We start from the raw sequence: 21,770 nt of genomic DNA, 5'->3' as shown, positions 1-21,770 counted from the left end.
GGCCATCGCGGCGGCGACCGGCGCGGTCGCGCGGCGGCCCGCCTGCTCGACCTCGCGCGCGCTGGGCATCAGGAACAGGCCGAGCGCGAGCACCGCGCACCCCGCCCCGACGGGCAGCGCCATCGCCATCCAGCGATCGGGCAGGATCCGCGTCATCCGGCGGGCTCCGCCACCAGATGATCGAGCGCCAGCGTCGCGACATAGGGGTGAAAGCCCGCCGCCCGCTCGCGCGCGTAGAGCGCCGCGACGGTCCGCCGGTCGCCTGGATCCCAGTAATCGAGCGTGGTCAGGCCAAGTCGCGGATTGCGCACCCTGGCGGCACGAAGCCGCTCCGCCTGCCAAAGCCAGTCGGCGTCGGACAGCGTCTCATAACGTTTCCCGGCGAAGCTCCAGCGCGAGGCCATCGATTCGCCCAGCAGGTAGTCGATATGCGGAGCAACCTCGGGCAGCGCGGCATAACCCCGGTTGAGCATCATCAGGATGCGCGGAAAGCGCGCGCGCACGGCGGCGACCAGCGCCGCGCCTGCCGCCACCATGCCCTTGTTCCGCCTGGGATCCTGCCGCTCCATCGCCTCGGCGTTATCGAGCGTATCCATGAAGATTCCGTCATAACCGAGCGCCAAGATCGCCGGGATCGCCTCTTCGATCAGGACGCGTGTCCATTCGGGATGGCGCAGATCGACGTGCCGTGCATCGGGCCAGTTCGGATTGGGCGCCAGCAACGCGCCGACCCTGTCGAGCGTCGTGACATAGCTCCGGCCACGCTCCACCTCGCCCAGGCTGACATAGCCCAGCAACCGCGATCGGGGCCCTCGCAGCGGCGCGATCGGTCGGGGGTGATGCGGCTCCAGCACCAACAGGTCGTAGCGGCGGGCCAGCGCCGGATCGGTCGCGGCGCCGTAATCGACGCCCCAGCGCCAATCCCCCGTACCCTCCATCCCCTTGCGGGTCGCGGCCACCAGCCCCAACGCACCCACGCCCAGCCCCAGCATCCTGCGCCGTCCGATCATGCCCAGCGCCCCTCGCGCCCGACCACGGTCGGATTGTTGCCGACGAAGAGCAGGTAGACGAGGCGGATGGTGGCATCGGCGACCAGCGCGATCCCGACCGACGCCGCCACCACCGCACCCGCCATATAGCCCCAGCCGAACGCCGCCGATCCCGCGTCCCATTGCAGCCACACCGCCAGCGCGCTCGCCACCGCGAAGCTCGCCCAGATCAGCACGACGCGCGCGAACAGGTCGTAATAGGACAGGACGATGGTCGCCCCGATCGCGACGAGGTGGAACACCGCGCCCGCCGCGCTGTGGCGAAAGGCGAAGATGCCGCGCGGATCGGCACCGATCAGCTCGAACAGCGGCACCGCCAGCACCCAGGCCAGCGCCGCGACCAGCGCCTGCATCAGTACCAGCATCCGCAGCCCGTCGAACAGCGTGACGATCAGCTCGGCCCGCGCCTCCTCGATCCGGGCGAGCGTCGATGTGCCGGTGCAGCGGGTCATCAGGCTGTTGAAGCTCTGGTCGAACCGCGTCTCGCTGACGATCAGCAACAGGGTCAGACCGGGGACCATGGTGAGCAGGCCGAGGAAACTGCCCGCGTCGTTGATCGGATTGAGCCGCAAATGGCCGAGCGCCATGACGCTGCCCGCTCCGCCCCACAACAGCCATTTGTCGATCCAGATCGCCACCGCTCCCGCCAGCCCCGCCGCCGCGACGATCAGCGCCAGTCGCCAGCCGATCAGGTCGCGCGAGGGCAATATGGGCGATGCGGTGAAATAGCGGTTGAGCAGGATCAGGATCGCCGCCAGCGTCACACCGGCACCCCCGGTCACCGCGAACAGCAGAAGCGTGCCGCCCGGATGACGCCATAGCGCCAGCAGCGCCGCCGCCGCGCCGATCCCGATCAGATAGGCCAGCGGCACCGCGCGGTAGCGGCGGAGCGCGGTGAGCATCGGCGAGGCGATCCATATCTGGGTCAGCCAGGCGAGCAGCAGGCTGGCGAGACCGGCGCGAACGAAGGGCAGGCCCGCCAATCCCCCGAACACCACCGCCCCCAGCGCCAGCGCGACGGTGCCGCCCGCGACCAGCGCGACCAGGAGGATGCCCGGCACCCCGCCCGCATCGCGCGCGAAAAGCCGGTCGGCGGCGAGCCGGGTCGCCAGGATCGCGATCGGCCCCGCGACCAGCGCCGACAGGCTGAAGCCGTAGATCAGGACGGTGCGCACCATATCCGCTTCGTCTTCGCCGATCGCGCCGGGCGCCCAATGCTGGAGCAGGACCATCGCGATCGCGGTGATCAGCCACGGCCCCGCACTGATCAACGCGCCATGAAGCGCGGCGCCGGCGATCCCGCCGACACCGCCCTCGCGTGCCATTCTGGCCAGTTGAAACCCGATTCCCGCCATGATGGCGGTTCCTAAGCGCTAATTATAAATAAAAGTCGTTCGCGGTCAGGTTGTGGTGGCCGAGCAGCGCGACGGAGAAATCGGCGAGGCCCAGCGCGTCGGTATTGCCCTCGACCACGGTATATTCCTTGCCGCCGATCATCTGGAAGCTGAAGCGAAGCTGGCCCGCGCCGGTGAATTTGGCCCCCGGCGCGCTCAGGAAGGTGAAGGCCTGATCGCCGCGCGCGAAGAGCGAGGTGTTGGCATCGATCGCCGACAGGTCGATCTTGTCCTCGCCCGAGCGGAAGTCGGTGATGACGTCGCGTTGCGAGGAGGCCGGACTGTCCGTCTTCGATTCGAAGCGGAAGATGTCCTTGCCAGCGCCACCGGTCAGCATGTCCTTGCCCCAGCCGCCGATCAGCACGTCGTCGCCATCGCCACCGTTCAGCGTATCGTCGCCCAGCCCGCCGATCAGCCGGTCGTTGCCGCCCAGCCCGTTGAGCACGTCATTGCCCCAGCCGCCGTCGAGCACGTCCTGCTCGCCGGTGCCGGTCAGCGTGTCGTTGAACATCGTGCCGGTCTTGGTGATGCCGATCACGTCGGTCACGCCGATCGACAGCGCCTGGGTGTCGATCGCACCCTTCAGGTCGGTCGCGACAACGGTGACGTTGTAGATATTGTCGTGGTTGGCGTCGGTCGGACTCTCGAAATCGGGACCGGCGATGAACTTGAGCACGCCGGTCGTCGCGTCGATCGTGAAGGCCGCGCCGTCACCGCCGCTCGCGATCGAATAGCGGATGCTGTCGCCCAGCGCGATGTTCGGATCGGTCGCGGTGATCGTGGTGACGGCGGTGCCGTTCTCGGCGATGGTCAGCTTGCCCGTGTCGGCGCCCCCGAAGGAGGTGATGCTCGGTCCGCTATTGGCGACATGGCCGATCGCCACGTCATGCTGTCCGATCGCGCCGATATCGATGGTCAGGATCTCGCCGATCAGGCTCGCGACGCTCGCGCCCTTGACCGTCGTCCAGTCGGTGCCCGGCGCCTTCAGGTCGATCACGACCTTGCCCTCGCCCTCGACCGAGAAGCTCAGATCGCGTCCGTCGCCGCTCAGCGAGATCAGCGAGGCACGCATCGGCAGGTCGGTGATATGGGTGACGTCGTCGGCGGCCTGGCCCATGGTGATCGTGTAGGTGCCGCCCGCCTTTGGCAGGAAGATCTTGTTGGTGTCATAGGCGTACCAGCCCGCAACGCTCTTGATGACCTGCCCCGCCTTCTGCCCGTCGACGTCGAGCGCGAAGGTGCCGAGGCCGCCCGCCGACGAAACCTGCGCGGTGATCGTGTCGCCTGCGACGCTGGTCGTGACCGACGCCTGGTGGAAGGCGCCGATGCGGTTCGCCAGGTCGGCGAGCGTCACGAACTCGACTCCTGCCGCCGCCGCCTTGGCGACGAAGTTTGTGAACATCGCGGTGACATAGGGGCTCTTGGCCGTGTCGCCGGTCCACATGGCGGGGCCATAGTCGTGCCACGGCCACACGATCACGGGCGCATCGGCATGTGCGGTCAGCGTCGCCAGCTCCTTGGCCCATTCGGCCTCCGCCTCGGCGACGGTCTTCTTCTGAAATTCGATCAGCGAGAAGTCGAACATGGTGTTGGGCGCGAGATAGACCTTGCCGTCCGCCGCATTGCCCGGCGTCTGATAGCCGAAGGCGTTGGGATAGCCCGCGCCCACCCCGGTATAGCCGCCCGACAGATAGGTGACGTATTTCAGGATTTCCTGGCTGGTCGCGATCGTCTCGGGCGCGCCGGGCACCGCCGCGCCGCCCAGCGAGACCTGGCGGCCCAGATAGGCGCTCATCTGCTTTTCCAGCTCGGCGCGCTCGGCCCCGAACTCATAGGCGATCTGCGACGCGGTCAGGACGTTGGTGTCCTCGGGATGGGTATAGCTGTGCAGGCCGATCTCGTTCCCCGCCGCCATCATCTTCGCATAGATCGGCGCCGACACCGACCAGTCGGTCGCGCGCTGCTGCGCCGGGTCGTTACCGATATTGACGTAGTAGCTGCCCACGAAATTATAGAGCGCCTTCCACTGGTCGAGGATGGGCAGCAGCTTGGTGTAGATTCCGGCCGATCCGTCGGTCGGCTTGACCTCGTCCGAATACTGGCTCTGGTCCATGTCGACGCGGCTGGCGAACAGGCCGGTGTCGCGGGTCATCTGCAACCCGACATGCAGCCCGCCGGTGCTGGCCGACCCGTTCATCGAATAGCTGATCGCCTTTTGCAGGAGATTGTCGTCGGCCATCGCCGCTTCGGTCGAGAAGATGACGTTGCGGCCGCCGGTCCTGGTCGCGATGGCGGCGGCGTAATCCTGGCCGTTCACGGTCTGGGTCGCGATCGTCTCGCCGGTGCCGCTGACGCTGGCGAAGGCGTTCCAGCCGACACCCTTATAGTCGCGGATCGTCTCGCCGGTGGCATAGCCGTCGAGCACGTCATGGTTGGCGTCCGCCGCCTTGATCGTGACATCGGCGGGCCAGCCACCGGTGACGCGGGTGGCATCGAACAACAGCTTCATGCGCGCATAGCTGTCACCCGCCAGCGCGCCGCCATCGGCGCCGTTGGTCATGAACTCGCCCGCCGCGATCAGGCCGATGCCGAACTGCCGCGTCGCCTGTTCGAGCGTGTGGGCGATCGCGTCCGCCTTGTCCGCCTGGACATTGCGGAAGGACGGGAAGACGATCGAGTCGTACCTGGCCAGCGTCGCCAGGCTGGTCAGGTCGTCTTCGGTGATGATGTCGAAGGGGGTGCCCGCCTGCATCGCCTGGCTCTGCGCCGCCATGAAGAGCTGCGAATAGGCGGTCTTGCTGAAATAGGCGTTGGCGGTCGTCTCCGACCAGACGATCGCGATCCGGTGCGCGGGGTCGGCGGTGATGCCGGTGTCGTTGAAGACGGTGAACGGCTTGGACGAATAGTTGCCGGGCAGGAACGCGCTGTCGTTGACGTCGTAGATGGTGTCGATCGCCTGCGGATTGCCGATCGCCGCCTTGGGCACGCGGAACTCGACCGTCTGACGATCGGCCGACCACGCCGCCTGCAACCCGGCCATGACCAGCGTCTGCCCCGCCCCCCCGCTGTAGAGCGAGACGGTGCCGTCGGCGTTGAAGTTGACGTTGACGTTGTATTCCGCCCCGCCCGCGAAGCCGAACACCTGATAGCCGGTCGCGGCGTTGCGATCGGTGTTGAGCCACGCGGTGGTGTTGGCGCCGATCGCGGTCGGCGCGGTCATCGCGAAGACGAAGTCAGCGCCATCGGCCTTCGCATAGATCGAATAGCCCGCCCCCAGGCCGCTATCGATTCGGTCCGCCGCGTTCCAGTCCGACAGATTGCCGTCGATCGTGATCGTGTTCGCCATACAGTCCCCCTTCGCCCGCGAAGGGCGTCAGCATGGCGGATCCGTCCCTTCGGATGACGCCTTTTCCCGTTGGCGATGCTGGTACGCATGACATCCATGTCACGCATCAGTCGAGTTTGGCGGCGCAATGTCCCGATTGTTCCACCGCGATACGGCCGGGACGATCTTGCCAGCGCATTTTGATGCGATAGGGCATCCGTGGTCACGATGGGACGCGATGAATGAGCCTGCACCTGATTCTTGTCGAGGACGACGACGACTTTGCGCAGGGGCTCGCCGCCGATCTGGGCGGCATGGGCCACCGGGTCGAACGTGCCGGCGACGGCCGCCAGGCGCTCGCCGCGCTCGACCGCGAGCAGTTCGACGCGGTGATCCTCGACCGGATGATGCCGCGCCTCGACGGGTTATCGGTGGTCGAGACGCTGCGCGCACGCGGCATCACCGTGCCGGTCATCATGCTGACCGCACTGTCGATGGCGTCGGACAAGGTGGACGGGCTGGAGGCGGGCGCGGACGATTATGTCGTCAAGCCGGTCGCCGCGGAGGAACTCAACGCGCGCATCCACGCGGTGATGCGCGGGCGCCGCTGGATGGTCAGCGAGACCGATACGATCCGCGCCGGGGACATCGTGGTCAGCCCGACCAGCTTTCGCGCGTGGCGCGGTGGCCAGCCGATCACGCTCGCCAATCTGGAACTCAAGCTGCTGGCGGAGCTGGCGCGCCATGCGGGCGAGGTGCTGACCCGCGCGATGCTGATCGAACGGGTCTGGGGCTATGATTTCGAACCCGAGACCAACATCGTCGACGTCTATATCCGGCGGCTGCGGCTGAAGCTGACCGAACAGGGCGGCGCGGACCCGATCGAGACGGTGCGCGGGATCGGCTATTCGCTGAAGCCATGATCCGGCGCGCGATCCGGCGGTTGAGCTTGCGCGGCCTGACCGTCGCGATGCTGGCGCTGTTTCTGGTCGCCGTCGTCGCAACCGGCCTGTCGGTCCTGGCCGCGAACCGGCTGACCGTGGCGCAACTGGTCGATCGCCGGATCGAGGTGATCGCCGATCTGGTGCTGGAGCCGGAACGCGCCGGGGCGGTGGTGGCGACGCCGCAATTGCTGGCGCGGATCGCCCGAGTGTCGGGGCAGCGCGATACGGGCGATGTCGGGTTGCTGCTGCTCGACCCCGTGGGGCGGACCTTGAGCGGCAATATCACGCTTCGCCGCCGCCTGCCCCTCGGCCGGTCCGAGCTGCGCCAGCGCGACGGCATCGTCGGCCTGTCGCATGGCCGCGCACTGGTCCGCGATGCGGGCGCGGGGCGGCGGCTGGTGGTGGTCGCGGAGACCGAGCCGTTCGACAGCTTTCGGGTGATGCGAAGCCGCATCTATCTGATCGGCTTCGGCGCGATCGTGGTGATCGTGCTGGGCGGCGTCCTTGCCTTCTCCCGACTGGTCAGCGGTCGCATCGCCGACCAGCGGCGCACCGTCGACGCGATCATCGCGGGCGATGTGCGCCACCGCGTCCCCCTAGGCGGATCGGGTGACGAATTCGACCGACAGGCCGCCGCCTTCAACCGGATGCTCGACCGGATCACCGAATTGATGGAGGGGTTGCGCAGCGTATCCAACGACATCGCACACGACCTGCGCACCCCGCTCGCCCGCTTGCGCGGACAATTGGCGCGTATCGCCGAAGACGCGGGCGACCCCGTCCAGGCCGAACGCGCGGAGGCCGCGCTCGCGCAATGCGACGCGCTGCTCGGCATGTTCGCCGCGCTGCTGCGCATCGCCGAGATCGAGGCCGGGCATCGCCAGGCAGGGTTCGCCCCGCTCGACCTCGCCGCGCTGGTCGAGGAAACCGCGACGATGATGATCCCCGTCGCCGAAGATACGGGCCAGCATCTGACCCTCGCCGTGAACCTATACCCGACCGGCTTTGTCGGCGATCGGCAATTGCTGATCCAGGCGCTGGTCAATCTGATCGGCAATGCGATCAAATATGGCGCGCCGGGCGGCATGATCCGCGTCGCGCTCGATGGATCGCCGGAGGGTGGCGCGACCCTCAGCGTCACCGATAACGGCCCCGGCATCGCGCCCGAGGATCACGCCAGGGCGCTTCGCCGTTTCGGCCGCCTCGATAGCGCGCGCGGGGCGGCGGGCCATGGCCTTGGCCTGCCGCTGGTCGCCGCGATCGCGCGGCTGCACCGCGGGCGGCTGGTGCTGGGCGATGCGGCACCGGGGCTCATCGCGGCGCTGGTCCTGCCGCTGAGCTGAGGCTTCGCCAGGACGATGGCGCCCCAGCAAAAAGGGGCCGCCCCGAAGGACGGCCCCCATTTGCAAGCAGAAGCCAGGATCAGAAGCGGACGGTGCCTTCCAGGCCGATCGTGCGCGGCGGGTTGAAGTTGCCATAGTCGCCCAGCACGCCGCCATAGCTGACGCCGGTCTGCACACCGTTGGTATAGGTCGGCGCCGCCACCGAATTGGCGGCCGAGCGGCGATAGATATAGGTGTTGTTGAGGAGGTTGCGGCTCCACAGCGACACGGTCATCCTGGTGCCGCCCTCGGTCAGCGGAATGTCGGCCAGCGCGACACGGCCGTTGACCACGAAAGTCTTGTCGGTGCGCGTCGTCTCGTTCTGGAAGCTGTACGCCGGGCCCGCATAGTTGGTGTCGAGGTGGAAGCGGGCCTTCATCTCCCCCATCACCGGCACTTCGTAATCGACATAGGCCGAGGCGGAGTTGCGCGGGGTGTAGACCACGAACACCTGGGTCAGGGCGTTGTTCAGGAACGGGTTCGGCGTCGCCGGGATGCGGGTATAGGTATAGGCGTAGGAGGCGCCGACCGTCATACCCTCGACCGGGCTGGTGGTGACATCGGCCTCGAGCCCGCGAATGCGGGACGTGCCCGGCGCGTTGCGGGTTTCCTCGGTATGCAGGTTGTAGGTCGGGCTCGACGGGTTGGTATCGACATTGTCGAAGTCGATCTGGGTGCCCGTGCGGTCCATGATGTACCCGGCGAGGTTCAGGCGGACGCGCTTGTCGAACAGGTCCATCTTCGACCCGATCTCATACGCCTTGACCGATTCCGGACCGAAGGCGGTGAAGGTCTGCGACCGGTCGTTGGCACCGCCCGCGCGATAGCCGGTCGAATATTTCGCATAGAGATGGATCGTGTCGCTCGCGTCGAACGCGGCGGTGATCATCGGGTCGAAACGGTTGTTGTTGAAGGTGAAGGGGAAGTTCGTCGCCTTGCCCTGCACGATGTACAGCGTGCCGTTGCGCTTGTCCTTCGTGTAGCGGCCGCCGACCGTCAGGTGGAAGGCGTCGAAGCCCGCCGGTGTATAGGTGCCCTGCGCGAATGCGGCATAGCTATAGGCCCGCGCGAAGCTGCCGCGCTGGAAGAGGAACGAACCGGGCGCCCAGCCCTGGTTGCCCGAGGTGATGGTGCCCAGCACGGTCTGCGACAAGATGGTGGAGCCGGTGCCGTCCGCATTCCACTGGTTGGTCGACGGCGTCGCGGCGACTTCGCGGGCATTCTCGGTGAAGTAATAGAGGCCGGCCACGTAATCCAGCTGCGGCAGGCTGCCCACCGCCTGGAACTCCTGGCTGAACTGGTGCTGCTGCATGAACGACAGGCTGTAGCGGCTGAACTTGCCGTTCGGCAGGAAGATCGTGCGGTGCGCGCCGCCCGAATTGTCCCACTGATCGGTCGTCACGCCGCGCCATGCGGTGATCGAGCGAAGCTCGAGGCCGGGCGCGACGTCGTAGTTAAGCTTGGCCGAGACGCCGTGGGTCCGGTCGACGCTATACTGCTGCGGCACGCCGATATCGGCGGTCTTCATGCGGTTGTCGCCCGACACCACGACCGACGGCGACAGCGGCGCGATCGTGCCCGCGGGCAGCTTGCCGCCATTGGCATTGATCTGCGCCAGCGTGGCAACCGGATAGCCGTTGGGATTGTAGTTGATCAGCTGGCTGTAGTTCGGGGTGTTCTCGTCCTTCGCCTGGTCGTAGGACAGCTCGGCCGAGAAGCCGTCAACCGGCTTCCACAGCGCGACGACATGGCCACCGACGCGGTTATACGCGCCCCAGCCCACGCTGCCGGGCAGCGGGTCCTTTACGAACGGGTTCTGGTGCTGGATCACGCCGTCCAGCTTGATCGAGATGTTGTTGAATTCGGGCAGGTTGACGTGCGCGGAGGTGTTGTACGCGCCGTAATTGCCGAACCCGGCGGTCAGCGAGCCGCCGAACTTGCCGGTCGGCTTGGCGGTGACGATCGACAGCGCGCCGCCCTCGGTATTGCGGCCGAACAGCGTGCCCTGCGGCCCGCGCAGCACCTCGATGCGCTCGATATCGAACAGCGCGGCGTTCAGGCCCTGCGAGCGACCGATATAGACGCCGTCGAAATAGACGCCGACGCCGGTGTCGCGCGCGGTCTGGTTCTGGTCGAAGGGGACGATGCCGCGGATGCCGACGGTCAGCGCCGACTGGCGCGCCTCGAAGGTCGCGATGCGCAGGCTGGGGATCGAGCCATCCGCCAGGTCGAGCAGGCTCTGGACGTGGCGATCCTTGATCATGACGGGATCGATGACCGAGATCGCGATCGGCGTCTTCTGAAGGCTGGTCTCGCGCTTGGTCGCGGTGACGACGATTTCCTTCAGCTCGCCCGTATCGGTGGACGGATCGGCGGGCGCGGCGGCCGGGGCCGGATCGGCGGCGGGCTTGGTGTCCGCCGCGAAGGCCGGGGCCCCCGCCAGCGCCAGTAACGCGGTCCCGCCCAGCAGCGTCGCGCGAATGAAGTTGGTGGTCATGATATCTATTGTCCCTATCCCCCGATCGACCCCTTCGGAGGTCGTCGCTGGCCGCGCGGATAGGGGCGCTGCAAGAAGCTGGTGTTACCTTTCCATGACCAGCCGGGACTTGTTCATTTCATCTTCGTTTCATCTTGGTCGGGATCGAGCATGTCTGGCGCCCTGCCCTGGCGCACCAGTTCCAGCTTTTGCGGCAGCGTGCCGATCTCTATCCCCTTCTGGCGAAGGGCCGCCAGAAGCGTGAAAAGTACGGCGCTTCGCGTGGCATAGGCGGCGCGCGGACTTTCGACATGGGCGAAACAGTTGAAATGGATGCGCCCGTCGACGATCGAATCGATAAAGGCCTTGGGCGCCGGATCGGCCAGCACCCCCTGTTCCGCGTTGAAACAATCGAGGACGATCGTCCGCACGACATCCGCATCCGATTCGATCGGGACCGAGAACTGGATCTGGACCCGCCCGAGTGGCCCGGCCAGCGTCTTGTTGAGCACCGACTTGGTAATCAGCTCGGAATTGGGGACGATCAGCGTCGAATGGTCGGCCAGCTCGATCTCGGTCGATCGCACGCTGATCCGCTTGACGTCGCCCTCGTCGGTGCCAACGCGGATAAGGTCGCCGATCTTGATCGGCCGCTCGGCCAGCAGGATCAAGCCGGAGACGAAATTCTGCGTGATCGCCTGAAGGCCGAAACCGATGCCGACCGACAAGGCGGACAGGAGGAGCGCGATCCGCTCCACCCCGATGCCCAGCGAGGCGAGTGCCCAGATGACCGCCAGCGCGATGCCGATATAGCGCGCGACCAGGCTGATCGAATTGCGCCCCGATCCATCGAGGTCGGTCGCGGGCAGGTAGCGCTGCTCCAGCCAGCGCATGAACAGCCGCACCAGCCCCAGCCCGACGAACAGCACGACCAGCCCCTGCAGGATCGCGCCGGGCGAGATCCAGACATTGCCGACCTTGACCCCGTCGGCGACGGCGGCGAGCTGTTCGAAGATCGCGCCAGGATTGCCGCTCGCCCCGAACGGCCGCAGCAACATGCCGAGCGCAAGCAGGATCAGCGCCAGCCGCACCACGCCCGACAGGATCAGGCCGAACTGGTCGACCATCGCTCCCCGAATGCCGAGCGCTCGGGTCAGGGTGATGCCGACCTTGCTGTCGCGCACGAAGATGGTGGTGGCGATATCGTCGGCGGCGACCAGCATCAGATAGAGTGCCGACCCGAGCAACACGGTCCAGCCGATCATCAGCGAGACGAACCAGCTGAACCAGATATAGCCGATGAGCAGCGCCACCCCGGCCATGCCGACCGCGATCCAGGCGAAGAGGGTCGCGACGCTCAGCCCCGCGCTGACCCCCGCGCTCGTCGTGTCGTCCTGCGCCGCGCGGCGCGCGCGGATCTGGCCCAGCACGACGAGGGTCGCGACGATCAGCAGCAGGTGGAGCAGCGCCTCGGTCGCCTGGGTGGCGATCACCGCGCTGCGGCTGCTGCCGATCGCGCGTTCGAACGACCCGATCATCGCGGTCGTGAAGGTCAGGATGGTCAGGCCCCATGACAGCGGGCGAAGCCGACTGGCCGTCTCGTTGTCGAGCGGCGCGATCCGCCAGGAGGGCTGGCTGCGCATCAACACCGCGCCGGTGACGGCCCCGGCGAACCCGGCGATTCCCGCCGCCTTGACGAAGCCGTCGAGGAAACCCGTCCAGCGTTCGGGCAACAGCCCCGACCAGTGCAGCCCCTGGACCAGCACGAACGCGGCGGCGAGCGGGCACAGGGTTCCCACCGCGACCCGCCAGAAGGTATAGGCCGACCGGCGCACCCGGCTGGGCGGCGCCTCCGCGATCAGGCGGCGCTGTGCCAGCCGGTGCGCGCCGAGCCGGAGCGGGCCGATCAGCAGGATCGCGAGCGCGAAGCCCAGCAGCGCGTGCCACGGAACGCCGCCGCGCCATTGCCGCGCGATCTGCTCGCCACCCTGTTGCAGGAACAGGACGACGCGACGCAGGTCGCGCGGCGCCTGATCGAGCACCAGTATCCAGAAGGCGGGGCTGAGCGGCGAGGATGTCTTGGTCGACAGTTTTTCATTGAACTGTTCGGCCTGGCCCTGGTCGATCTCGTCGATCAACTGCCCCGCCTCGACCCCCGCCAGCCGCCCGCGCTTGATCGCGGCGTCGAGCGTGGTGCGCAGTATGCCCAGGCTCTTGCGCTGCGCGCTCAGTTCGGGTGCCTCGACCTCTCCGGGGGTCAGCGGTCCCAGACCGGTGATCCGCGCATTGACCAGCGCGAGCTGCTCGGACAGGTCGGTCACCGCCTGGTTCGTCGCGTCCTTCGCGCCCTGTGCCCGGTCGCGCAGCGTCCGGCGCTCATCGTCGTCGACCTGCGAGTCGAGCGCGTGGTCGACCGCACGGACATCCACCTCGGCCTGCGCGATCTGGGTCGCCGATTTCACCGCCGGATTGGTCTGCGCCCGCACCGGCATCGTCGTCACGGCCAACAGGACGAATGCCGCCGCCAACAGGACGAGCCAGCTGTGCCATGCGAGACGCGAAGGCGCTGACCGGGCGACGGACGACGACGGAAAGGATCGGGGCATGAAGCGGGCCGTATATTGCTGACCCCCCGGTCCATAGCGTCGTGCGCGGATCGAGGCGAGGGAAAGCCGTGGCCCATGTTCCGCGCCTCACCCCGTCCGGGCGGTTTGCCACTTCGTCCGATTTCGTGTGTATCGGGGAGCCCCTGGCGCGTGTGACCGTTGAGGGCGATCGGGATTATTCGCGCATGACTGACTTGGCCTCCATGAACGGGCTTTCGACTCTGCCAGCCCCGTCACCGATCGGCGCGGTGCACCGCGATGCGCATGTGCTGGCCGGCATCAACCGCATCCTGCACGAGGCCTTGCGCGCATCGACCGAGGAGGAACTGGGCCGATTGTGCCTGGAGGTCGCCGAGGACCTGACCGGTGCGGAGTTCAGCTTCTTCGGCGAGCAGCGTGAATCGCACGACCGGCTCGACCATATCGCGATCAGCGAGCGCGGCTGGGCCGCCTATCGGGGCAGCGACCCGGACTTCGGCCAGCGCCAGCTCCCCAACGGAATGAAGATCCACGGGATTTTCGGACAGGTCATCCTTCAGGATCGCAGCCTGATCGTGAACGACCCCGCCCGTCATCCCGATCGGGTGGGCACGCCCGAGGGGCACCCGACACTGCGCAACTTCCTGGGCGTGCCGCTCCGCCGCGACGGCAAGACCTTCGCGATGTTCGCGCTGGGCAACCATCCCACCGGCTTTACCGAGCGCGAGCGCGCGATCGCCGAGGAACTGGCCCCCGCCATCGTCCAGGCGCTGCTCCGCAAGCGCGCCGAGGTCGCCTCGCGCGCCAGCGAACGCCGCCTGCGCTCGCTGATCGAGGGGATTCCGCAATTGGTCTGGACCGCGACGCAGGACGGCCGCTGGACCTGGGCGAGCGCACAATGGGTGGCGATGACCGGCCTGTCGGTCGAGGAAAGCCTGGGCGATGGCTGGCTGTCCGCCGTACATCCCGACGATCGCGAGGCTGCACGCCGATTCTGGCAAGGCGCCAGCGAGAATGGCGATCTGGCGATGGAGGCGCGCCTGCGTCACGCCCAGAGCGGTCGCTATCGCTGGTTCAAGACGCGCGCCACGCCGGTCCATGACGATGACGGCCGGGTGGTGGAGTGGTTCGGCACCTCGACCGATATCGACACGCTGCGGCGGCTGCGCGAGCGGCAGGAGACGCTGGTCGCCGAACTCCAGCACCGCGTCCGCAACATCCTGACCATCGTCCGGTCGATCTTCACGCGCACGGTCGAAAGCGGCGGCCCGATCGACGAAATCTCGGATCACTTCCGTGGACGGCTCGACTCGCTGGCCCGTACCCAGGTGGTCGCGACCCAGACCCGGTCGGGCAAGGTCGACCTGGAAAACCTGATCCGCGACGAGCTGCTGGGGGTCGGCGCGATCGAGGATGATCGCCTGTCGATCGAGGGGCCGGACATCGCGCTACCGGCCGATACCGCGGAGTCGATCGGTCTCGCGATCCACGAATTGACGACCAATGCGCTCAAATACGGCGCGCTCCGACACCCCTCCGGACGGCTGTCGATCGGCTGGGAAATCGAACATACATCAAATAATAAATGCGAACTGATTGTAAAATGGGATGAAACAGGTGTACCAGCGATGCCGGTCCCGCCAGTACGCCAGGGGTTCGGGACCGAGCTGATCCGTGAGGCCCTGCCCTATGGGCTGGGCGCACGGACCAGACTGGATTTTCGCGGTGGCGGCGTCCTGTGCGTGGTATCGCTACCATGGACCGCGGACGACACCGATCCTGTGAACCGGAGCGCCGAGGGATGAGCCAGCAATCGCCACTCGCCGACAAGCGGATACTCGTGGTCGAGGACGAATATTTCATCGCCCGCGATCTGGAGCGGGCGCTTCGCGCGGCGGATGCGATCGTCATCGGCCCGGTGGCGACGCTCGAACAGGGGCTGAACCTCGCCGCGACCCAGACGCTCGATGCCGCCGTGCTCGACGTCAACCTGTCGGGCGAACGGGCGTTCGAGATCGCCGACCGGCTGACCGAACGCGACGTGCCCTGGACCTTCCTGACCGGCTATGACGAATGGGCGTTGCCGGCCCCCTATCGTTCCGCCTCGATCGTCGCCAAGCCTTTTCAGGCCGACCGCGTCATTCGGGCGATCGGGGCGCTGATGCCCGACAAAGGATGCGCATGACCTTTTCCACCGCCATCGCGGCGTCCACGCCCGAATCCGTCGCCACCGCCGCGATCCGCCGCCTGTCCGCACTGACCCCGCTCGCTCAGCCCGACCTGGCGATGCTGGCCCGTGCCGCGGACGATGCGCGGACCTATCCGGTGCGGCACAGCTTCCTGACGCTCGGCCGCCCGGTCGCCGAGCCGCTGCTGGTCCTGCAGGGCTGGGCCGCGCGGGTCCGCGTCCTACCCGACGGGCGACGCCAGTTCATGAGCTTCTACTTGCCGGGCGAAGTGATCGGCGCGACGCACCACGCGATGCCGATCGCCTCCGCCACGGTGGTCGCGCTGACCGAATGCGTGGTCTGCCCGGCCCCCGCCGCCGCACCGGGATCGGCGCTGGCGCAGGCCTATGCCATCGGGGCAGCCTTGGACGAAGCCTATCTGCTTGGCCATGTCGTCCAGCTCGGGCGGCTCAATGCGCAGGAGCGGATCGGCGACTTCCTGCTCGAGATCTACGAACGCCTGTCGCTTGCCGGGCTCACCGTCGGCGGCAGTTTCGAGATGCCGCTGACCCAGGAGATGCTCGCCGACGCGCTCGGGCTGACGCCGGTTCACGTCAACCGGATGATCCAGCAGGCGCGTCGCGACGGGGAATTGATGTGGAAGTCGGGCCGCGTCCTGCTGCGTGACCCGGAGCGCACCGCCCGGACCATCGGCCGGTTCAGCCCGCAGGTCACGGCGGTGCCGATCGTTCCCGACAGCGACGCGTAAGCTCCTCCCCGTACCGGGGGAGGCCCCTCCGCCCATATTCTGACCGTTTTCTGATCCGTTCAACCGGTTTCACCGTAACGTCATCATTTTTACGCCAAGCTGACACCGACGACACCTAACGCCCCCGCCGAACCGGCAAGACAGCCGATGGGGGATCAATTTCATGCTGACATTTCGTAGCCTGTTGAAGGCATCGGCCTCGCTCATCCTGGCGACCGGCCCGCTCGCCGCCCATGCGCAGGACACCGCCGCCACTGCCGCCGCCGCGCAGCAGGCCGCCGACAGCACCGATGGCCAGAATGACGAGATCGTCGTCAACGGCACCTATGCGCGCAGCCTGGCGGCAGGGATCGAGACCAAGCGGCGTGCCGCCTACGGCGTCGACTCGATCAGCTCGACCGATATCGGCAAGTTCCCCACCCAGAACGTCGCCGAGGCGCTTCAGCTCGTCCCCGGCGTCGCGATCACCCGCCCGCGTGGCGAGGGCCTGTATGTCAGCGTCCGTGGTTTGGGACCGCAGTTCCAGAACACGCTGATGAACGGCCGGACGATCGCCCTCAACGACCTGATCGAGAATGGCGGCGCGGCCGGTCGCCAGTTCCGCTTCGAGATGCTGCCCGCCGAATTCACCTCCAGCATCGACGTGGTGAAGACGCCGACCGCCGACATGAGCGAGGGCGCGCTGGGCGGCAACATCGACGTCAAGACCTTCCACCCGCTGGAGCTCGGCAACAAGACGACCGTCAACATTCGCGGCACCTACACCACCATGACCAAGGAGGTCCGCCCCAACGTCACCGTGCTGACCAGCGCGAAGAACGGCGACGGCACCTTCGGCATCCTCGCGGGCGCGCAATATTGGGGCAAGACGGTCCGCAACGACCGCTTCATGAATTTCGGCTGGCTGACCGACCGCTACACGGCGGCCAACAAGGGCGGCATTCCCGCGGGACTCTACTCGCCCACCCGCACCCGCCCGACCATCGAGACCGAGGACCGCAAGCGCATCTCGGGCATCGTATCGGCGCAGTGGCAGCCGACGCCCGAGCTCGAGACGACGTTGGACGTGGTCGCGACGCGGCTCGACGTCGCCTATGACGAGTTCGGCCTGGACATCTATCCCGATGACGGCGGCACGGCGGGTGGCCCCCCGGCGCAGATCCAGCCGGGCTATACGGTCGTCGGCGATACGATCACCAAGGCGACGATCAACAATGTCCGTTTCATGGGCACGCGCGAATACAGCCTCAACCGCCACGACCTGCTGACCATCGGGTTGAAGCAGACATGGAACCCCGATCGCTGGCACGTCTCGGCCAACGTCAACTGGTCGGCGGCGCACAGCTATCACCCCGATTACCGGACCGGCACGGTACGCAGCCGCGCCTATTTCATCGCGCCGCTGACCTATGACGCGAGCGGCGGCTATCAGAACCTGCCGACCTTCACCACGCCGGTCGACGTGACCAACCCGGCCAATTACAAGCTCTACCAGTTCAACATCGCGCCCAAGAACAGCAAGGACTGGGACTTCTACTCGCGCGCCGATGTCGGGCATGATTTCGACGGCTTCCTGTCGAAGCTGCAGGCGGGCGGCGAATATCACTGGCGCAAGCGCGACTATTTCCGCCGCGACTATCTGATCGACACCGCGACCAACCAGCCGCTGACCAATCTGGGGGCGGGCGCCTATCAACAGCTTCCTTATGGCGACTTCCTGTCGGGCGTGACGGGCAATGCCTTCCGCAACTGGCTGGTGCCGGTGACGTCGGCCTATGTCGGCGACTTCTTCACCCCGGCGATCGCCGCCCAGCCGCTGACCAACAGCGACTTGCGCTCGTCCTTCGTCGTGACCGAGAAGATCGCCGCCGCCTATCTGCGCGCCGACTATCAGTTCGATGCGGGCCAGGTGCCGGTCAGCGGCAATCTCGGTGTCCGCTATGTCCACACCGACCAGGTGGCGAGCGGGACGCTGACCAGCGGCAGCACCGCCACCCCGGTCAGCTACCCCAAGACGTTCAACAACGTCCTGCCCAGCTTCAACCTGCGCGCCGACCTGACCCCCAAGCTCGTCGGTCGCCTGGCCGCCAGCCGGGTGCTGACCCGCCCCAACGTCACCGACACCGCGCCGCGCATCATCGTGTCGACCGACGCCCCCACCGCCAGCGGCGGCAACCCGCAGCTCGTTCCCTTCCTCGCCACCCAGTTCGACGGGTCGCTGGAATGGTATTTCGCGCCGTCGGGGATGCTGTCGGGCGCGGTCTTCTACAAGGCGATGGACGATTACATCACCCAGTCCAATACCGAGATCACCATTCCCGGTCGCGGCACCGTCCGCCTCTCCAGCTCGGTCAACGGCGGCAATGCCAAGGTGTACGGCGCGGAGGCGGCCTATAGCCAGGTCTTCACCTTCCTGCCCCAGCCGTTCGACGGGTTCGGCGTGCAGGGTTCCTATACCCATACCGAGGTGAAGGCCGATTACACGGCGGGGTCGCGCACCATCAAGGACCAGCTCATCGGCCTGTCGAAGAACAGCTTCAACCTGGTCGGCTTCTACGACAAGGGACCGCTGTCGGCCCGTCTCTCCTATGTCTGGCGCGACAAGTATCTGTCGAGCACGGGCAGCACGGTGCAGGCGCCCACCTATGTCGCCGCCTTCGGTTCGCTCGACGGCCAGCTGTCGGTGCGCGCCGCCGAAAACCTGACGCTCAGCCTGGAAGGCATCAACATCGCTGGCGCGCATCAGGATACCTATAACGACAACGACCTGCGCTTCGGCGAGATCAACTATTATGGCCGGACGATCCTGTTCGGCGTGCGGGCGGAGTTCTGATGAAGGCTTTTCTCACCCTGGCGGCGGTCCTCGCGACCGCTGCCGCCCCGGCGCCGCAAGCCCGCTTGCGGATGAACGACATCCAGGTCGTCGGATCGCACAACAGCTACAAGAAGCGGATCGCGCCCGCCGTCTTCGCCGCATTGGAACAGCGCGATCCCAAGCTCGCCGCCGCGCTGGATTACGATCACCTCACGCTCGCCCAGCAGCTCGACCGGGGCGTGCGGCAGCTCGAGATCGACATTTTCGCCGACCCCGAAGGCGGTCGCTTCGCGCATCCAAAGGGTGAGGCGATCGCGAAGGCGGCGGGCGAGGCGACCGGCTTCGACGCGGCCATGATGATGAAGCCCGGCTTCAAGGTCTTCCACATTCCCGAGGTCGACTACCGCTCCTGCGGTACGTTCAAGCAGTGCCTCGCCCAGATCGACGCCTGGTCGCGCGCGCATCCGCGCCATTTGCCGATCATGGTGACGATCAACGCCGCCGACCGGCCGATCGACAAGCCCGGCGTCACCGATCCCCTGCCGCTCACCGCGCCGCTGCTCGACGCGCTCGATGGCGAGATCCGCGAGGTACTGACGCCGGACCGGATCATCACGCCGGACGATGTGCGCGGCAACGCGACCACGTTGCGGGAGGCGGTGACGACCAGGGGCTGGCCGACGCTCGAGCGCGCGCGCGGCAAGATCTGGTTCGTGCTCGATACGCCGTCGGACGTGTCCGATCGCTATCGTGCCGGGCATCCCTCGCTAAAGGGGCGCCCGATCTTCGGCTGGTACGACACCGACCAGCCCGAAGCCTCGGTCGAGATCGTCGGCGACCCGCGCACCGACGGCGCGAAGATCCGCGAGTGGGTGAAACAGGGCTTCATCGTGCGAACCCGCAGCGACGCCGACACGCAGGAAGCGCGCGCGAACGATCATGCCCGCCAGCAGGCGGCGATCGACAGCGGGGCACAGGCCGTGTCGACCGACTATTATCCCGGCGCGCCGAGCCGCCCCTGGAACCACGGCTTCACCGTGACGCTGCCCGGCGGAGTGATGGAGCGGTGCAATCCCGTGACGCAGCCTGAGGGGTGCAGGCTGCCGAAGTAAGGCCTTTTCCGCCCCGGCACGGGGAGGTGGCAGGACACAGCCCTGACGGAGGGGAGCTTCCACAGCGGAGATCCCTCGCCGCACGCCCCCTCCCCGTACCGGACAGCGCCTCCATGGAGGCCCGCTGACGCGCTTGTCATGTCCGGGCAAGCCGAGGTTCAGTCTCTTTCTGCCACAGAAGGCACCGACGAAGCCTGTGCCCGTTCGGTCGGTACAGGCACGACGGAGAGCGGATCATGGCGCGGATCGCTTGCCTGGGAATGATGGTGCCGGCGCTGTTGGCGGCGGCGCCTGCCTCCGCCGCCGATGCGGCGCGCGACGCCGCCTGGGCCGAGCGGCTCGGCTGGGGACCGTCGGCGGCGCCCGATGGCGGCCCCGCGCCGGGCAGCGACACCTGGCTACGCCACCAGTTGAGCGATCCGCCCGCCCCCCTGCCCCCGGCGGCGCAGGCGCAGATCGACGCGATGCGCATCTCGCGCGAACGGGTCGCCGCCCTGGTCGTCGAGACCGACGCGATGCAGCGCGACCTGAAGGCGATCGCCGATCCCGATCAGCGCAAGGCCGCGCGCGAAGCCTATCAGAAGACGCTCAACGGCCTGGCCGACGAGGCGCGACAGCGTTTCGTACTGCGCGCACTCTATTCCCCCGACCAGTTGCGCGAACGAATGACCTGGTTCTGGTTCAACCATTTCAACGTCCAGGCGGCCAAGCGCGACATTCGCGTGATGGTGGGCGATTATGAGGAGACGATCCGGGCCCATGCGCTGGGCCGCTATCGCGACCTGCTGGAGGCGACGCTGCGCCATCCGGCGATGCTGCGCTATCTGGACAATGACCAGAACGCCAAAGGCAAGATTAACGAGAATTACGCGCGCGAGATCATGGAGCTGCACTCCATGGGTGTCGGATCCGGCTATACCCAGGCCGATGTGCAGGAACTCGCCCGCATCCTGACCGGGGTCGGCGTAGACCAGAAGCCCGACGCGCCGAGGCTGAAGCCGGAGTTGCAGCCGCTCTATGTCCGCGCCGGACTGTTCGAGTTCAATCCGGCGCGCCACGACTTCGGCACCAAGCATTTCCTCGGCCACACGATCCGGGGTTCGGGCTTTGCCGAGGTCGAGCAGGCGCTGGACCTGATTGCCGAAAGCCCCGCCACCGCGCACCACGTCTCGCTGAAACTGGCGACCTACTTCATGGGCGACAACCCGCCCGCCGCCCTTGTCGATCGCATGACCGCCAGGTTCCGCCAGAGCCATGGCGACATCGCCGAGGTGCTGAAGACCATGATCCGCTCACGCGAGTTTGCGGGATCGCTGGGTAGCGGATTCAAGGATCCGGTCGGCTATACGCTGTCGGCGGTGCGGCTGGCTTATGGCGACCGGATGGTCACCAATCCGCAGCCCGTGGTCGGCTGGATCCGCCAGATGGGCGAAGGGCTGTACGATCACGAGACGCCCGACGGCTACGACCTGTCGAGTGCCGCCTGGTCCGCGCCGGGCCAGATGGCGACGCGCTTCGACATAGCGCGCCAGCTCGGCAATGGCGCGGCGCGGCTGTTCCAGCCCGCCGATACGCCGCCCGGCACACCGCCGCCGCCCGCGCAGGTGCCGGTCCTGAAGGACATGCCGATCCTTGCCGCGCGGATGGTCGGCCTCGGCAAGCCGACGCTGGCGGCATTGGGGCAGGCGCGGTCCCCGGCGGAATGGAACGCGCTCTATTTCTCCTCACCCGAATTCATGCACCGATAGGAG

13 protein-coding genes are annotated in these 21,770 nt (G+C 67.1%); 8 read left to right on the top strand and 5 right to left on the bottom strand.

From position 1 onward, the window contains the following. Positions 1–152: 152 nt before the first annotated feature. Genes LRP66_RS11730 through LRP66_RS18320 form a run of 3 tightly spaced genes read right to left on the bottom strand, consistent with a single transcriptional unit; the run spans position 153 to position 5,789 of the window. Positions 153–1,010 carry an endo alpha-1,4 polygalactosaminidase gene (locus tag LRP66_RS11730; RefSeq protein ID WP_230482776.1) on the bottom strand — a complete coding sequence of 286 codons (858 nt, stop codon included), beginning with the start codon at positions 1,008–1,010 and terminating at the stop codon, positions 153–155. Continuing rightward, on the bottom strand, positions 1,007–2,404 hold the full coding sequence (gene pelG, locus LRP66_RS11725) for an exopolysaccharide Pel transporter PelG (protein ID WP_230482775.1): 1,398 nt from the start codon (positions 2,402–2,404) through the stop codon (positions 1,007–1,009). The genes LRP66_RS11730 and pelG overlap by 4 nt, the downstream gene beginning before the upstream one ends. Positions 2,405–2,426: 22 nt before the next feature. Next, on the bottom strand, positions 2,427–5,789 hold the full coding sequence (locus tag LRP66_RS18320) for a M10 family metallopeptidase C-terminal domain-containing protein (RefSeq protein ID WP_329959272.1): 3,363 nt from the start codon (positions 5,787–5,789) through the stop codon (positions 2,427–2,429). A gap of 221 nt (positions 5,790–6,010) precedes the next feature. Between LRP66_RS18320 and LRP66_RS11710 the strand changes: the two genes are divergently transcribed. Both LRP66_RS11710 and LRP66_RS11705 read left to right on the top strand, forming a co-directional pair. Beyond that, positions 6,011–6,691: a response regulator transcription factor gene (locus LRP66_RS11710; RefSeq protein WP_230482774.1), complete on the top strand. Its 681-nt coding sequence runs from the start codon at positions 6,011–6,013 to the stop codon at positions 6,689–6,691. Beyond that, the gene (locus LRP66_RS11705; RefSeq protein ID WP_230482773.1) at positions 6,688–8,055 is read left to right on the top strand and encodes a sensor histidine kinase; all 1,368 of its coding nucleotides are present in this window, start codon (positions 6,688–6,690) and stop codon (positions 8,053–8,055) included. The genes LRP66_RS11710 and LRP66_RS11705 overlap by 4 nt, the downstream gene beginning before the upstream one ends. 79 nt (positions 8,056–8,134) lie before the next feature. On the opposite strand, the gene LRP66_RS11700 is transcribed toward LRP66_RS11705, so the two are convergent. Together LRP66_RS11700 and LRP66_RS11695 are read right to left on the bottom strand one after the other, a co-directional pair. Further along, positions 8,135–10,591, bottom strand: coding sequence for a TonB-dependent receptor (locus tag LRP66_RS11700; RefSeq protein WP_230482772.1), 2,457 nt, complete (start codon positions 10,589–10,591; stop codon positions 8,135–8,137). A 113-nt stretch (positions 10,592–10,704) separates the two neighbouring features. After that, positions 10,705–13,098 carry a DUF3772 domain-containing protein gene (locus LRP66_RS11695; protein ID WP_329959271.1) on the bottom strand — a complete coding sequence of 798 codons (2,394 nt, stop codon included), beginning with the start codon at positions 13,096–13,098 and terminating at the stop codon, positions 10,705–10,707. A 263-nt stretch (positions 13,099–13,361) separates the two neighbouring features. Here LRP66_RS11695 and LRP66_RS11690 point away from each other — a divergent pair, with 263 nt between their 5' ends. From LRP66_RS11690 to LRP66_RS11665, 6 genes are all read left to right on the top strand, one after another. Beyond that, entirely contained in the window at positions 13,362–14,960 is a 1,599-nt protein-coding gene (locus LRP66_RS11690) for a sensor histidine kinase (protein WP_230482771.1), read from the top strand. Further along, positions 14,957–15,340 (top strand): response regulator, encoded by a 384-nt coding sequence (locus LRP66_RS11685; protein WP_230482770.1) that lies wholly within the window; start codon positions 14,957–14,959, stop codon positions 15,338–15,340. Before LRP66_RS11690 ends, LRP66_RS11685 begins: the two co-directional genes overlap by 4 nt. Continuing rightward, a complete protein-coding gene (locus LRP66_RS11680) occupies positions 15,337–16,092 on the top strand; it encodes a Crp/Fnr family transcriptional regulator (RefSeq protein ID WP_230482769.1) in 756 nt (251 codons plus the stop codon). Before LRP66_RS11685 ends, LRP66_RS11680 begins: the two co-directional genes overlap by 4 nt. A 163-nt stretch (positions 16,093–16,255) precedes the next feature. Continuing rightward, positions 16,256–18,925, top strand: coding sequence for a TonB-dependent receptor (locus tag LRP66_RS11675; protein WP_230482768.1), 2,670 nt, complete (start codon positions 16,256–16,258; stop codon positions 18,923–18,925). Further along, positions 18,925–20,019 (top strand): phosphatidylinositol-specific phospholipase C1-like protein, encoded by a 1,095-nt coding sequence (locus LRP66_RS11670; RefSeq protein ID WP_230482767.1) that lies wholly within the window; start codon positions 18,925–18,927, stop codon positions 20,017–20,019. The genes LRP66_RS11675 and LRP66_RS11670 overlap by 1 nt, the downstream gene beginning before the upstream one ends. A gap of 236 nt (positions 20,020–20,255) precedes the next feature. After that, positions 20,256–21,767, top strand: a complete 1,512-nt coding sequence (locus tag LRP66_RS11665) for a DUF1800 domain-containing protein (RefSeq protein ID WP_230482766.1) — start codon at positions 20,256–20,258, stop codon at positions 21,765–21,767. Positions 21,768–21,770: the final 3 nt, after the last annotated feature.

Origin of the sequence: Sphingomonas sp. Leaf21 (genome assembly GCF_916858675.1) — a bacterium.
GTDB lineage: Bacteria > Pseudomonadota > Alphaproteobacteria > Sphingomonadales > Sphingomonadaceae > Sphingomonas.
Note: the sequence above shows the minus strand (reverse complement) of the source record. Positions and strands in the feature narration are given on the sequence as shown.

What these genes read in the sequence shown, in the direction of transcription:
- LRP66_RS18320 (WP_329959272.1), bottom strand. Translation starts at nt 5,789, where the DNA reads ATGGCGAACACGATCACGATCGACGGCAATCTGTCGGACTGGAACGCG.
- LRP66_RS11685 (WP_230482770.1), top strand. Translation starts at nt 14,957, where the DNA reads ATGAGCCAGCAATCGCCACTCGCCGACAAGCGGATACTCGTGGTCGAG.
- pelG (WP_230482775.1), bottom strand. Translation starts at nt 2,404, where the DNA reads ATGGCGGGAATCGGGTTTCAACTGGCCAGAATGGCACGCGAGGGCGGT.
- LRP66_RS11710 (WP_230482774.1), top strand. Translation starts at nt 6,011, where the DNA reads ATGAGCCTGCACCTGATTCTTGTCGAGGACGACGACGACTTTGCGCAG.
- LRP66_RS11690 (WP_230482771.1), top strand. Translation starts at nt 13,362, where the DNA reads ATGACTGACTTGGCCTCCATGAACGGGCTTTCGACTCTGCCAGCCCCG.
- LRP66_RS11675 (WP_230482768.1), top strand. Translation starts at nt 16,256, where the DNA reads ATGCTGACATTTCGTAGCCTGTTGAAGGCATCGGCCTCGCTCATCCTG.
- LRP66_RS11705 (WP_230482773.1), top strand. Translation starts at nt 6,688, where the DNA reads ATGATCCGGCGCGCGATCCGGCGGTTGAGCTTGCGCGGCCTGACCGTC.
- LRP66_RS11665 (WP_230482766.1), top strand. Translation starts at nt 20,256, where the DNA reads ATGGCGCGGATCGCTTGCCTGGGAATGATGGTGCCGGCGCTGTTGGCG.
- LRP66_RS11670 (WP_230482767.1), top strand. Translation starts at nt 18,925, where the DNA reads ATGAAGGCTTTTCTCACCCTGGCGGCGGTCCTCGCGACCGCTGCCGCC.
- LRP66_RS11730 (WP_230482776.1), bottom strand. Translation starts at nt 1,010, where the DNA reads ATGATCGGACGGCGCAGGATGCTGGGGCTGGGCGTGGGTGCGTTGGGG.
- LRP66_RS11700 (WP_230482772.1), bottom strand. Translation starts at nt 10,591, where the DNA reads ATGACCACCAACTTCATTCGCGCGACGCTGCTGGGCGGGACCGCGTTA.
- LRP66_RS11680 (WP_230482769.1), top strand. Translation starts at nt 15,337, where the DNA reads ATGACCTTTTCCACCGCCATCGCGGCGTCCACGCCCGAATCCGTCGCC.